Origin of the sequence: Mycobacterium sp. 852002-51163_SCH5372311 (genome assembly GCF_001667115.1) — a bacterium.
In the GTDB taxonomy this organism is placed as follows: domain Bacteria; phylum Actinomycetota; class Actinomycetes; order Mycobacteriales; family Mycobacteriaceae; genus Mycobacterium.
Genome location: NZ_LZIJ01000077.1, coordinates 1 through 13,914 on the forward strand (window position 1 = coordinate 1; position 13,914 = coordinate 13,914).

11 protein-coding genes and 1 pseudogene are annotated in these 13,914 nt (G+C 67.0%); 5 read left to right on the forward strand and 7 right to left on the reverse strand.

Annotated features, from left to right (window positions below; translation table 11 throughout):
* Together A5791_RS09055 and A5791_RS09060 are read left to right on the forward strand one after the other, a co-directional pair.
* Positions 1-190: pseudogene (locus A5791_RS09055) on the forward strand (acyltransferase); the annotation flags it as partial.
* Between the two features lie 52 nt (positions 191-242).
* A complete protein-coding gene (locus A5791_RS09060; protein WP_369828037.1) occupies positions 243-965 on the forward strand; it encodes a siderophore-interacting protein in 723 nt (240 codons plus the stop codon).
* A 12-nt stretch (positions 966-977) separates the two neighbouring features.
* Here A5791_RS09060 and A5791_RS09065 read toward each other — a convergent pair whose 3' ends face one another.
* From A5791_RS09065 to A5791_RS09080, 4 genes are all read right to left on the reverse strand, one after another.
* Positions 978-1,559 (reverse strand): TetR/AcrR family transcriptional regulator, encoded by a 582-nt coding sequence (locus A5791_RS09065; RefSeq protein ID WP_067234190.1) that lies wholly within the window; start codon positions 1,557-1,559, stop codon positions 978-980.
* Positions 1,559-2,800: a cytochrome P450 gene (locus tag A5791_RS09070; RefSeq protein ID WP_067234193.1), complete on the reverse strand. Its 1,242-nt coding sequence runs from the start codon at positions 2,798-2,800 to the stop codon at positions 1,559-1,561. The genes A5791_RS09065 and A5791_RS09070 overlap by 1 nt, the downstream gene beginning before the upstream one ends.
* A 281-nt stretch (positions 2,801-3,081) precedes the next feature.
* Entirely contained in the window at positions 3,082-4,449 is a 1,368-nt protein-coding gene (locus A5791_RS09075; protein ID WP_067234196.1) for an FAD-binding oxidoreductase, read from the reverse strand.
* A 10-nt stretch (positions 4,450-4,459) separates the two neighbouring features.
* Positions 4,460-5,707: an MFS transporter gene (locus A5791_RS09080; protein ID WP_067234200.1), complete on the reverse strand. Its 1,248-nt coding sequence runs from the start codon at positions 5,705-5,707 to the stop codon at positions 4,460-4,462.
* Positions 5,708-5,779: 72 nt separating this feature from the next.
* Between A5791_RS09080 and A5791_RS09085 the strand changes: the two genes are divergently transcribed.
* The 3 genes from A5791_RS09085 (at position 5,780) to A5791_RS09095 (ending at position 8,941) form a co-directional block, all read left to right on the forward strand.
* Positions 5,780-6,622, forward strand: a complete 843-nt coding sequence (locus tag A5791_RS09085; RefSeq protein ID WP_067234204.1) for a uracil-DNA glycosylase — start codon at positions 5,780-5,782, stop codon at positions 6,620-6,622.
* A complete protein-coding gene (locus tag A5791_RS09090; protein WP_067234207.1) occupies positions 6,615-7,733 on the forward strand; it encodes an FAD-binding protein in 1,119 nt (372 codons plus the stop codon). The genes A5791_RS09085 and A5791_RS09090 overlap by 8 nt, the downstream gene beginning before the upstream one ends.
* Before the next feature lie 176 nt (positions 7,734-7,909).
* Positions 7,910-8,941 carry an LLM class flavin-dependent oxidoreductase gene (locus A5791_RS09095; protein ID WP_067234211.1) on the forward strand — a complete coding sequence of 344 codons (1,032 nt, stop codon included), beginning with the start codon at positions 7,910-7,912 and terminating at the stop codon, positions 8,939-8,941.
* Here the strand turns inward: A5791_RS09095 and A5791_RS09100 are convergent.
* The 3 genes from A5791_RS09100 to A5791_RS09110 form a co-directional block, all read right to left on the reverse strand.
* The gene (locus A5791_RS09100; protein ID WP_082966832.1) at positions 8,918-12,889 is read right to left on the reverse strand and encodes a bifunctional diguanylate cyclase/phosphodiesterase; all 3,972 of its coding nucleotides are present in this window, start codon (positions 12,887-12,889) and stop codon (positions 8,918-8,920) included. The genes A5791_RS09095 and A5791_RS09100 overlap by 24 nt on opposite strands.
* A gap of 120 nt (positions 12,890-13,009) precedes the next feature.
* Positions 13,010-13,459 (reverse strand): nitroreductase family deazaflavin-dependent oxidoreductase, encoded by a 450-nt coding sequence (locus tag A5791_RS09105; RefSeq protein ID WP_067234215.1) that lies wholly within the window; start codon positions 13,457-13,459, stop codon positions 13,010-13,012.
* A gap of 9 nt (positions 13,460-13,468) precedes the next feature.
* A complete protein-coding gene (locus A5791_RS09110; RefSeq protein ID WP_067234219.1) occupies positions 13,469-13,897 on the reverse strand; it encodes an HIT family protein in 429 nt (142 codons plus the stop codon).
* Between the last annotated feature and the right edge of the window lie 17 nt (positions 13,898-13,914).

A 13,914-nucleotide genomic window follows, 5' to 3' on the forward strand; every position in this document is an offset into this window, starting at 1 on the left:
GATGGTGTGGTTGGGGGAGATCTCCTACGAGATCTTTTTGATCCACTTGGTAACGATGGAGGTTGCGATGGACCGCATCGTTCGGGCGCACGTCTACACCGGCTCGATGCTGTATCTGTTCATCGCGACCATGGTGGTGACGATCCCCTTCGCGTGGTTATTGCATCGCTTCACGCGGGTGCGGGACTGAGCGGCCGATAGATAGGTTACCCTGTCCTAAGTTGCCGCCGGGTAGATGAAGGATGCAGATGACCGAACTCAAGCCGTCGCGGGGTTGGCAGGGCGCCGTGCTCAAGCTGCTGCGGGCCGGGGACTACCAACTCACCGTCACCGGCCGGCGCGAGATCACTCCGCGTTACCTGAGGCTGAGCTTCAATGCCGGCGGCATGCTGGCCGAACACAGCGTGCATCCCACGATGTGGATCCGGATCTGGTTCGCCGACGGACACCAGCGCGCCTACACGCTGGTCGATCCGAACCCGGAGACCGACACCTTCGACCTGGAGTTCGCATTGCACGAGGGCTGCGCGTCGGACTGGGCGCGTGCGGCCCAGCCCGGTGACACCATTGAGGCGACGGTGCTCGGCAGCAAGTTCGCCATCCCTGACCCGGCCCCCAACGGGTACGTCATCGTGGGCGACACCGCTTCGCTGCCGGCGATCAACTCGCTTCTCGACGCCATAGGCGACGCGCCGGCGCGCGTATTCCTGGAGGCCGGCTGCGACGAAGACAAATGCCTGCCGGTGACGCAGCCCAGCCCGAAAATCGATGTGGTCTGGGTGGACAACAACGACGGCCGCGAGGGCCTGCTCGACGCCGTGCGCTCGGCGGCCTTCGACGCGGGTGACCACTTCGGCTGGGTCGCCTGCAGCACCCGCACCACGCGGTCGGTGGCCAAGGTGTTGCGCGAGGATTTCGGAATCCCCAAGAAATCCATTAAGGCGCAAGCCTATTGGGTCGTCTAGAGCCGGGCGACCCTATCGGCGCGCGGTTGCCGGCGTCAGGATAGGGACGACGAATTCGTCGATCATCGCCCGCTCGTCGGCTTCGTCTTGGCCGGGGAACATCAGCAGCGAGACGATCACCCGCACGCTCCAGCGCGCCCGTCGTTCCACGGTGCCGGGGTCGTCGGGACCAAGCGAGCTCAGTAGTCCGGCGGCCAGGGCGGTGATCACCTCGGACTGTCCGGCCATTTCGCCGCCGAGGGGTAGCCGGGTGGAGCCGAACCAGGCCGCCAGGGCCGGGTTCTCGCGAACCATGCGCAGGGCGGCGGTGATGCTGGCGATCAGCCGCTCGCGCGGCTCCTCGATGCCGTCGATGTGCTGCATGATCTGGCGGCCGAGCCGGCGGGTCTCGCGGTGCACGTAGGCGGTGCGCAGCGCCTCCCGGCTCTCGAAGTACCGGTACAGGGTGGCTCTGGAACAGCCTGCGGCCCTGGCGATTTCATTCATTCCGATGGAGGCCGGGTCATGCTCGGTGAAGAGCTGCTCGGCGGCGTCGAGTATCCGGTCCGCGGCTACCTCGGTGCGGCGCTCGGCCAGCCAATCCCCGCCCGGCATCAGGACTTCGCCCGGAACGGCACCGACAACGGCCGCCGGACGTAGCTGCCGCCGGACCAGACGATGCGTGACTCGTCGACCTCGAAGTCGGGGCAGCGCGATAGCAGTTCGGTCAGTGCTACCCGAGATTGCATCCGTGCCGCGGCCGCACCCAGGCAGTGGTGTGCGCCGTGGCTGAAGGTCAGGATCTTGCGCGGGCACCTGGTGATGTCGAGTTCGCCTGCGTCCGGACCGTATTGGCGTTCGTCGCGGTTGGCCGACCCGTACAGCAGCAGCAACCGGCGGCCGGCCGGGACGGTGGTTTCGCCGATCGTCACGTCGCGGGTGACTGTGCGGGCCAGGCCCTGCACCGGCGAGGTGAGACGAAGCAGTTCCTCGATCGCGTCACCGATGCGCTCCGGATCGTCTATCAACAGCTGACGCTGGTCGGGCCGCTCGTGCAGCAATGGCATTGAGCCGCCCAGCATTCCGGTGACGGTGTCGTTGCCACCGGTGACCATCGTGAAGGTGAACGCGAGTATGGACAACGTGCCCGCGATGTCGCCGTCAGCGCCGACGCCCGCGGCGACGAGGTGGGAGATCGTGTCGTCCTCGGGTTCGGCGCGGCGCCGCTCGATCAGTGCGGTGAAGTAGGCCATCATCGACCCGACCGCATCGCCGACTGTTTCCAGCGCACTGGCGATGCCCCCGTCGGCGGTGTTGGCCGCGACGATGGCCTGGGTCCAGCCGTCGAACTGTGCCCGATCCTCCTCGGGCACACCGAGATAATGTGCGACCACCATTGACGGCAGCGGTTTGAACAGCTCGGCGACGATGTCGCCACCGCCGGCAGCGCGCAGCTTCTCGATACGTTCGACGACGAACTCGCGGACCTTGGGTTCCACCGCTTCGACCTGTCGCGGGGTGAAGCCGCGCGACACCAGCTTGCGAAATTCGGTGTGCACCGGGGGATCCTGCATCACCATCGGCGGATTATCTTGCAGTCCAATCATTTCGAGGTCGCCGTAATTGACCGTCAGCCCCTGCGCTGAGGAGAACGTCTCATGGTCGCGGGCGGCCGACCACACGTCGGCGTGCCGGGACAGCACGTAGTAGTCGTGTTCCGGGTGGTTCGGTGGGACGACGCGGTGGACCGGGTCGTGGTCTCGCAGCGCGCGGTACATCGGCCAGGGACTCGCCCAGGTTTCGGCGGTGGCGAGTTCGAACTTAGGCGGAGCGCTGTGAGACAAAGCTGCTGACATGTCTTATTCATACGACAGACCTAGGACAGTGTCAACCACGGCATGTCGTTTGGGGTAAGCCCGGGCGTTGAGTGTGAAGCCTGGGCGTTGAGGGTGAAGCCTGGGCTTTCGCGGTGAAGCCCGGGCGTTGAGGGTGAAGCCTGGGCTTTCGCGGTGAAGCCAGGGCGGAAAAGTCGCCGGAATCCCGCCGTGGCTTCACCCGCAAAGCCGTGGCTTCACCCGCAAAGCCGTGGCTTCACCCGCAAAGCCGTCAGCTCACACCCGAAGCCGTGAGCTCAACGTCAGATCCCCGAACCGGGGTTGAGAATGCCCAACGGGTCCAATGCCTGCTTGATGCGCCGGTTGAGATCCATCACGTCGGGTCCTAGATATCCGGCCAGCCATGGCCGCTTCAAGCGCCCGACGCCGTGCTCGCCGGTGATCGTGCCACCCAGCCCGACGGCCAGGTCCATGATTTCCCCGTAAGCCAGGTGCGCGCGTTCGGCGACCGCGGTGTCTGCGGGGTCGTACACCAGCAGCGGGTGAGTGTTGCCATCTCCGGCATGGGCGATCACCGAGATCATCAGGTCGCGCTCGTCGGCGATGCGCGCGATTCCGGTGACCAGCTCGCCCAGGGCCGGCAGCGGCACCCCGACGTCTTCCAGCAACAGTGATCCCTTGGCTTCGACCGCCGGTATACAGAACCGCCGGGCCGCGACGAACGCCTCACCCTCGTCGGGGTCGTCGGTGGAGAAGACCTCCTTGGCACCGTGCTCGGCGAATACCGACGCCATCACCTCGGCGTCCTCGGCGCTCGCGCGCCCCCGTTCGTCCGAACCGCCCACCAGCATCGCCGCCGCCGAACGATCCAGGTCCATCCGCAAGGTGTCCTCGACGGCGTTGATAGCGACCTGATCCATGAACTCGAGCATCGAAGGGCGAAGTCGAGCGGTGACCCCAAGCACCGCATCGACCGCCGACTCGACCGAGTCGAAGCTGGCCACCACGATGCTCGACGTGTTCTGGGCGGGCAGCAGCCGCAGCGTCACCTCCGTCACGACGCCCAGCGTGCCTTCGCTGCCGACGAAGAGCTTGGTCAGGCTCAGTCCCGCAACATCTTTCAAACGCGGACCACCCAGCCGCACCGCGGTTCCGTCGGCCAGCACCACTTGCATGCCCAGCACGTAGTCGGTGGTGACGCCGTACTTGACGCAGCACAGCCCGCCGGCATTGGTCGCGATATTGCCACCGATGCTGCAGATTTCGAACGACGACGGGTCGGGCGGATACCACAGGCCGTATTCGGCAACGGCCTTCTTTACCTCGGCGTTGAACAGCCCGGGCTGGCATACCGCGGTACGAGTGACGGGGTCGACGGTGATGTCGCGCATCTTTTCCGTCGACAGCACGATCCCGTCATCCAGCGCGGTCGCCCCGCCGGACAGGCCGCTGCCGGCTCCGCGGGTCACCACCGGCACCCGATGAGCCGAAGCCCAGCGCAGCACCGTCTGCACCTCTTCGGTACGGCGCGGCCGAACCACCGCCAGGGGCTTGCCCGCCGCCGGATCCAGAGCACGGTCCTGCCGGTAGCCCTCGGTCACCGTGGGATCGGTGACCACCATTCCCTCGGGCAGGTCGGCGATCAGGCCCGCCAGCAAGCCGTCGTTCACCGGGCCGATCCTAGCCGCAGGAATCGGTTGCGAGCTCACGAGCGCGGTCCAGCTCGCGCAGCGACGGCAGGCGGGTGCAGATCAACCCGGTGAGCAGGATCGGCAGGGCCAGCGCCAAGAACGTCACCTTCAGTCCGGCCGCGTCGGCCAGCGGACCGGCCAGCAGCAACCCCAGCGGCCCGGCGGCATAAGCCAGCGACGTCATTACTCCCACCACCCGGCCACGCAGATAGTGCGGCGCCCGGGTCTGCATCACGTAGTTGTAGATCGGCTGGATCGGCCCGTAGACCATGCCGACCAGCGCGCACAACGCCAGGATGACCGGCAACGGCGGCAGGACCGCGATCACGGCCGTCGCCGCACCAAAAGTGAGCACCGCGGTCAGCACGATCGTGCGCCGCGAGGCATACTTCGACAGCCGCGGGTAACCAAGCGCGCCAACCAAGCCACCGAGCGCCAGCGCCATCAACACCGAGCCCAGCTGGCCAGGTTGCTGGCGGTCGCTGAAGTACTTGGGAAACAGCACGCTCTCCATCGGCAGGTACAGCGCGGTCACGGTCAGCTCGATCAGCGCCAGCACGCGCAGTACCCGCAGGCTCCACACGAAGCGCAATCCCTGCGAGACCCCCGACACCAGACCTTGGGGCCGGCTCGCGAAGTGCGGCGTGCCCGCACCCTCGAGCCGCAAAACGGAGATCGCCAGCAGGGACAATCCGAACGCGCCGGCCGTGATCCACATCGTGTTGATTCCGCCGACCGTTGCGATCATCAAGCCACCGATGCCGGGGCCCACGATGAAGGCCAGGTTCTGGATCGCCTCGTAGACGCTGTTCACCCGGTCCAGCGACCAGCCGGCCCGATCGGCGGCTTCGGGCAGCATCGACTGCCGGGCGGTGATGCCGGCCGGGTCGAAGGCCGCCGTGCAGGCGCCCAACACGGCCAGCACCGCCACGTTGACCGCGTGCGTGCCGAACGCCGACGCCACCAGGGGGACGGCGGCTACCGCCGACCCCGATAGCGCGTCGGAGATCATCGACACCCGACGACGACCGAAGTAGTCGACGGCCGTGCCTGCCACCAGCGTGGAGAACAGCAGCGGCAGCGTCGTCGCGCCGGCCACGATCGACGCCTGCCCGGCGCTGCCCTCGCGCTGCAGCACCAGCCACGGGAACGCGACCAGCGAGATGCCGCTTCCGGCACATGCCATCAATGTCGCGAATAGAAGTAGGAACGCCGGGCCGCGGCTGCTGTTGCTCATGGGATATCGCGGCTGAATCTAGCGCCGATGCGCCAGGGGAAGCTACCGAATTAACGGACGGCGACCGCCGGAATGCAGGATGTTCGTGTGCTTCCCCACCCCAATACCGGCCGGGCGTTTGCCTCTCCGGTTGCTCCCGGCAGCGGCTGGCCGGGCGAACCGGCCACGGCGCAGACCCCGGTGGCCGGCGACGCAGCGCAAGTCGTGAGGCTGGCCCAGCGGGCTGGCACGGTGGCCGAACTCGACGCGACGATCAGCGTGTGCCGGGCCTGCCCCCGGCTGGTCGGCTGGCGCGAGGAGGTTGCCGTCGTCAAGCGCCGCGCCTTCGCCGACCAGCCGTACTGGGGACGGCCGGTGCCGGGCTGGGGATCTGAACGGCCGCGGTTGTTGATCGTCGGCCTGGCGCCCGCCGCACATGGCGCCAACCGGACCGGACGGATGTTCACCGGCGACCGCTCCGGGGATCAGCTGTATGCGGCGCTGCATCGGGCCGGGCTGGTGAACCAACCCACCAGCGTCGACGCCGCAGATGGCTTGCAGGCCAACCAGGTTCGCATTGTCGCGCCGGTTCGGTGCGCACCACCGGGCAACGCCCCGACGCCGGACGAGCGGATAACCTGCTCGCCCTGGCTGGACGCGGAGTGGCGGTTGGTGTCCGACGACGTGCGGGTGATCGTTGCCCTGGGCGGATTCGCCTGGCAGATCGCGCTGCGGCTGACGGGTGCCGCCATCAAGCCCAAACCGCGATTCGGTCACGGCGCCGTCGCCGAACTGCCGTCCGGCGTGCGTTTGCTCGGTTGCTACCACCCGAGCCAGCAGAACATGTTCACCGGTAGGTTGACTCCGGCGATGCTCGACGACATTTTCACCAGTGCCCGCGAGGCGGCAGGGATTGAGTGCGGATCAAGTGACTGACGTTCTGATTTCCGGCGCCAGCGTCGCTGGTATGACGGCCGCGTATTGGCTTGCGCAGCACGGCTATTCGGTAACCGTTGTGGAGCGCCACCCCGGGTTGCGCCGCGGCGGTCAGGCGATCGACGTGCGCGGCCCCGCCCTCTCGGTGCTGGAGCGGATGTCGCTGCGGGCCGCCGCCGACCATCTCCGGACGCGCATTCGCGGCTCTTCGATCGTCGACCGCGACGGCACCGAGCTGTCTCAAGACACCGAATCGACGCCCACCGGTGGCCTGATCGCCAGCCCCGACATCGAGCTGCTGCGCGACGACCTGATCGAATTGCTCTACGACGCAACCAAACTCGACGTGGAATATTTGTTCGACGACAGCATCGAGGCGCTACAGGATGACGGCACTTCCGTGGCGGTCACCCTCGAGCAGACCGGTGCCCGCGGCTTCGATCTGGTCATCGGCGCCGACGGGTTGCACTCCAATGTCCGCAGGCTGGTGTTCGGTCCGGAGGAACAGTTCATCGAAAGGCTGGGCACGCATGCCGCTATTTTCACCGTGCCCAACTTCCTGGAACTGGACTACTGGCAAACCTGGCACTACGGCGACTCCAGCATGGCCGGGGTGTACAGCGCCCGTAACAACAGCGAGGCCCGGGCCATGCTCGGCTTCATGGACAGCGACCTGCGCATCGACTACCGCGACACCGAAGCCCAGTTCGCCGAGCTGGAGCGACGGATGGCCGACGACGGCTGGGTCCGCCCGCAACTGCTCGAATACATGCGGTCCGCGCCGGACTTCTACTTCGACGAGATGTCGCAGATCAAGATGGACCGCTGGGCACAGGGCAGGGTGGCGCTCGTCGGCGACGCAGGCTATTGCTGCTCGCCGCTGTCGGGGCAGGGGACCAGCGTCGCGCTGCTGGGCGCCTACATCCTGGCCGGCGAGCTCAAGGCCGCGGGTGACGACTACGAGCGCGGCTTTGCCAACTACTACGCCGAGTTCCACGACTACGTCCTGCGCAACCAGTGGCTGGTCGTCGACAACATTCCGGGCGGGGCGCCGATCCCGCAGGAGGTGTTCGAGCGGATCGTGCGCTCGATCGAGCTCAAGGACTACTGATCAGCCCGTTGATTGTGAAGCGTCGGCTTCGATTGTGAAAGCAGGGCGGAATCGGGCGCGTGGACCCGCCCTGCTTTCACGCGCAAAGCCCTTTCTTCACACCCGACGCCCCGCTGTCACACACAACGCCAGCTCCCGGCGGGAACGTTCACGCCCCTCCCGGCGTTGACGCCATCGTGCGTCTTTCCGTTCTCGATCTCGTCCCGGTGCGCACCGACCAGTCCACCAAAGATGCGCTGGCGGCCACCGTCCAGCTGGCGCAGGCCGCCGACCGGCTGGGCTTCACTCGATTCTGGCTTGCCGAACATCACAACATGCCGTCGGTGGGCGCAACCAGCCCGCCGGTGCTGATCGCTTACCTGGCCGCGCAGACCTCCCAACTGCGCCTCGGGTCGGGTGGGGTGATGCTGCCCAACCACGCACCGCTGGCCGTCGCCGAGCAGTTCGCGCTGTTGGAAGCCGCCGCCCCGGGCCGCATCGACCTGGGCATCGGGCGCGCACCCGGCTCCGACCCGGTGACGTCGTACGCCCTGCGCGGCGGCCGTGACGATCGAGACATCGAGAACTTCCCGGCCTACCTCGACGACGTGGCCGCACTGATGAGCGCACGCGGCGTGCGAGTGCCGCTGCGCTCCGGCGACTACACCCTGAAGGCCACCCCGGCCGCCGTCACCGAACCGCGATTGTGGTTGCTCGGATCCTCGATGTACTCGGCGCATCTGGCCGCCGCCAAGGGCCTGCCTTACGTGTTCGCACATCACTTCTCCGGCAAAGGCACCGAAGAGGCGCTCGACCTCTACCGCTCCCGATTCCGGCCCAGCGACCTGGCGGCCGAACCCGTGACCTTCCTGACCGTCAACGCGGCAGTGGCCGAGACACGGGACGAGGCAACGGCTTTGATACTGCCCAACCTGCAGACGATGGCGCGGCTGCGCACCGGACAGCCACTCGGGCCGGTCCCGCTGGTCGAGGAGGCCCAAGTCGCGGAGTTGTCCCCAGAGCAGCAGCGCATCGTGGACAGCGGGCTGCGGCGGGCGATCGTCGGTTCGCCCGCGGAGGCCGCCGAACAGCTGCGGGCACTGGCGCAACGGTTCGACGTAGACGAGGTGATGGTGCACCCGGTCGCATCGGCCCGCCGCGGCACAGGCAGCGCCACCGCACCGGCCCGCGTCGCAACGCTGGAGCTACTCGCCAAGGAGCTGTTCTAAGCCCGCCTGCTGAGACTGACTGGAAGCGGGATCGGGCCTCTGGCGGGCGATCCAATCCCCCAGGTCATCGGCGGGCAGCGGCGGACTGTGCACGAAGCCTTGAGTGATGGTGCAGCCGTACCGCCGCACCGCGGCCAACGTCACCTCGTCCTCGACCCCCTCGGCGACGAGGTCGGCGCCCAGGCTGTCTGCCAATGCAACCGTCGACCGCACGATCGCAACCGACCGCGGGTCGTGAGCCAGACGGGCCACGAACACCCGGTCCAGTTTCAGCTCGTCGACCGAGACATCCTGCAGGCGTGCCAGCGACGACCATCCGGTGCCGTAGTCGTCAAGCGAGATGCGGACACCCAGGCGCTGCAGCGCGGCGACGGTGTTCCGGGACCGCACCGAGTCGACGAGGGTGCTCTCGGTGATCTCGATGATGAGGGCGTCGGGCGGCAAACCGTGGGTTTGCAGCAGCCGCTCGATGGTGCCTACCAGGTCGAGGTCGAGCAAATTGGTCGTCGAGAGATTCACCGCGACGGTCAGCGGCAGACCCTGCTCGCGCCACGACTGGATCTGTTCGAGGGCCAGGTTGACCGTTCGGTTGGCCACCTTGCGCATCAGCCCGGCGCGCTCGGCGGCGGGCAGGAACTCCTCCGGCAGCAGCAGCCCGCGGCTGGGATGGTGCCAGCGCAACAGTGCCTCGACACTGTGCACGCTGCCGTCGCTGGCATTGATCTTGGGCTGGTAATGACAGGTCAGCTCGTCGCCGCCCACCAGAGCGGCGCGTAGTTCCTCCATCAGGTTGGGGTCGTTGTCGCGATACAGCTCGAACGTCGGGTCGTAGACGACGATGTTGCTGGTGGCGGTTTTGGCGTGCGGAATTGCCGTCTCCGCGCGGTTCAGCAGCTCCTGCGGGTGGTCGCAGTGGTCGGGACACAGCGCGATGGCAACGTGGGCGTCGACTTGCACCGTGATCGGATCAAGGGCGACGGGCTCACTCAACGCCTCGAGCAGACGACCGGCCTGTGCGCGCGCGGCAATGAGATCCGCGCCCTCGGCAAGCAGGATCGCGAACTCGTCGTCGCCCACTCGCGCCAGCAGGTCCTCCCGACGCACATTGCTCGCGAGCCGATCCGCGATGTGGCACAACAGCTCATCGCCGAATCGCTTACCGACCGAGTCATTGATCTCGTGGAACTCGCAGAGGTCCAGCAACAGCAGCGCTCGCCGGGACGCCCCCCTGTTCGCCGATGAGGAGCCCGACAGCACCGAACGCGCGCCTGAAGGTATTCCCGACGCCTCGGTCAGGGCCGTCGCCAGCGAGCGCCGGTTGGGCAGCGTGGTCAACTCGTCGGTCATGGCGTGCTTGTGGCTTTCGGCCATGATGCTGACGTCGCGAAAGGTCACCGAAAACCTTGCAGCGACCGCGGTCAGGCTCAGTGCGGCAAGCGTCGCCGCGAGGCGGGAGTCGTGGCCCAGGACAGCCACCGTAAGTCCAACCACGGTTGATGCCACCGGCACGGCGTACGGCCCCAGCCCGCGTCTCGGTAACGGCGCGGCCGACGACCACGACGCCCAGCTGGCCAGCGCCACCAGCAATGACGACACCGGCCAACAGGCGTCGAGCCAGGTGCCAACGCGATACGAGCCGGCCGAAGTTTCGAACAGATACACGGTGTCGCTGACCGCAAACAACATGAACCCGGCAACCAGCAGCCCCCAGCGAAATTCCTTGCGCCAACCGAGGATTGGCAGCATCCCCGCGGCAAGAGCCAACAGCACCAGATCGCCCCACGGGTAGACCAAGCCCACCAGCACGGTTGCCGGCGTGCGCGTGGCGGCGGTATGGATGGGTCCGGCCGCCAGCGCCGCGGCCACCGCGGCCATGGCCAGCCCGCAGACCAGGGAATCCAGCCGGACCGGAACGGGCACCCGTTTCAAGCGCGATCGCATGAGCAGCAACAGTCCGGCGTAGACCAGCGGATAAAAAGCCAGATACAGCGGATCGGCCGCCGACGGCGACTGAGCTGGTGGCACAAACAGGGCGTACACGACGTCGCCCATCGCGGAACAGACCATGCCCATTGCGATCACAGTCCACGCCAAGCGATCGGCCGCCACCCGGTGCGCGCGAACGGCGACCAACCCGGCCGCAAACAGGTTCAACGCCGGATACAAATAGTTGGCGAAGAACACATCGTGACGGCCCGGCCGGGCGAAGAGGCTCCACGCCGTGAAGACGAGAACCCCGATCGCCAACACCATCAAGGCAATTCGGATTCCCGACGGGGGCCAGCGAATACCGTGCGGTCCATCGGCCAGGTGGTCTCGCGTCGACGTCTGTTCCGGCGCCGACGTTCTGAGCGCCCGGGCCACCGTGCTCTCGCTTCGGGTCTTGTCGGCCCCCTGCTTGGCGGACGAGCCGGGCACGGCGAGCTGCGGCTCCAAATAGGGGAATGGCAAATCCGGCACGAAACTGCGAATACATTGTCCGCCTTCGCGTTTGGCGGCATACATGGCCAGGTCGGCGTGCCGGAGCAGCTCGTCGACAGAGCACCCGGCGGTAGCCACGGTGAACCCGATGCTGGGACGAACCGTCAGCGGGACGCCGTCGATCACGATCGCCGCGCCGAACGATTCCAGGACTCGATGAGCTGCCGCGTGCGATTCCTCGACGGAACCTTCGATGAGTACCGCGAATTCGTCACCACCGATCCGCGCCGCCGTGCCGGTTTCCCCCAGTGCAGCGGTGAGCCGCCCGGCGACCCGGATGAGCAGCTCGTCGCCTGCCGGGTGTCCCAGGGCGTCGTTGACCGACTTGAAATTGTCCAGGTCGAGGCACAACACCGCAATCGATGCGTCGCCAGTGCGCCGGCGGTCCACGGCTTGTTCCAATCGATGGCGGAAGTGAGCTCGATTCGCCAGACCGGTCAGGCTGTCACGGAAAGCCTCTTGTGCCACCTCGTTCAGCAGGCCCTGGTTTTCGAAGAGGACGACGAATTGTCGGACGAGCACCGCGATCACCAGGATTCCCAGTGCGATCAGCATCGGTCCGTGCTCCATATGGTGCACCGCACGGCCCAATCCGAGCGCAGCGGCGAACAGCAGCGGCAGGTACGGCAGCCATAGCCGGGCCCGAGAGGTGATTTCGTCCTTCGGCGCCGCCACCGGCGGTGACTCATTGACGCTGGACAGCGCCGCCAGCGCCAGCATTCCCAATCCGGCCACTCGCGTCACGTCCACCAGATCGCCCGTGTGGTAGGTGCCGACTCCGGTCGTGAACACCACCAGAATGTCGGCGCCACCGATCGTCGTGATTCCGGCGGCCAACAGGCTCAGGCTGTGCCGTCCGGCCGGTCGATCCCGCGACAGCACCACGATGGCGGTCGTCACGAGAACGACATCGATGGAGGTGTGCACCACCGTCGTAAGCAACGCGCTGCTGTCCTCGCGGATGACTTTGGCGATGACGAACACCCAGGAGACCACGAACAGCGAACTCGCCACGATGATGCCGTCCAGGACCGATCGCCACAGATTGCGGTTAGGGGGGCCGGGCAGCAGCACCAGCGCCGCGATGGCGCCCGCCGGATACAAGAGCAGGATGGCGTCGGCCGCCGCGGGGTGAGCGGCGTGATCAAGGTCGGGGCGCACGTCATAGACCGCCCAGATGACCTGACCGACCGCCCAGCCCAGCAGGCCCGTCGCCAGCGCCGCCCATCCGACTCTGCGATGCCCGACCGCGATGTGAGCGGCTCGGCCGGCACACGCGGCGGTGAACACCAGACACAGCACCGATACGACGTGGTCCACCGAGCGGGTGGCGAAGGCACCGTGCCAACCCCCGATAGACGCGGCGGCGACCAGCGCGGCCGCAAGGCCATAGCCGCCGACCACGGCGCAGCTCAAGCCCATGGTCATGCCGGTGAACGGGCACGGCAGCCCCGCCCAGCGCTTCATTCCTGCTCCCGGCCCGCTCCGGCTCACAAACGCGCGTCGGCGGTGAGTACGAGATAGCACCACGCGCCCTAGCAGAATAGACTGCGGCGGCTCGCTACCGCTGGAAACGTGCCGCTGGGGTCACCTGGGCGTGAGCGCGAACACCGAAATCGGCCGTGACGTGCGTTTCTGGTAGGCGGTGTAGCGGTCCGCATTGACCTTGTTGACCAGCTGCCACATCCGGGGATAGTCGGCGTCGTCCGGAGTGACACGTCGTGCGGTCGCCACCAGTCGCCGGGGTCCGATGTTGATTTCGCAGTCGGGATGTTTGCGCAGGTTGTGGTACCAGCCGGGGTTGCGGTCGGCGCCCCCGTTCGAGGCGACGACGAGGTAGGAGTCGCCATCGCGGGCATACGAGAGCGACGTGGTGCGGGGCACTCCGGTCTTGGCGCCGACCGTATGCAGTAGCAGGAAGGGCGGAGCTCCCGGTATCCGGTGGCCGATCCATCCGTTGGTCTTCTGATAGATGGCGTCGTGCAGACGCAGAAACTGTGCGCCCACCTGCTCCAGCGGATTGCTTGACGGACTCATGGCCCCTTCTTACTGGCTCGTGTCGATGTCTGCCAGCGCTTCCCGCAGGATCTGCGCCGTTGCCTCGCGGTCCGGGTCCCGGCGCAGTACCAGCCCCTTGGCCACCGAAAGCTTGTCTCCGTTGCGCCGCGGCAGGACGTGCAGATGAATGTGCCGCACCGTCTGGAAGGCGGCGGGACCGTCGTTGATGCCGACATTCGTCGCATCGGCCAGTTCCGTCGCGCGAGCCGCCCGCGCGATGCGCTGGCCGATGCCGATCATCCCGGCCAGCGTCTCCGGCGGGGTGTCGGTGAGGTCGACGGTGTGGCGTTTCGGCACCACCAGGGTGTGGCCGCGGGTGAACGGGCGGATATCGAGGATCGCCAGGTAGTCGTCGTCTTCGTAGATCCGGATGGCTGGAGCATCTCCGGCGATGACCGCACAGAACACACAGGACATGTCGCCACGGTACTGCC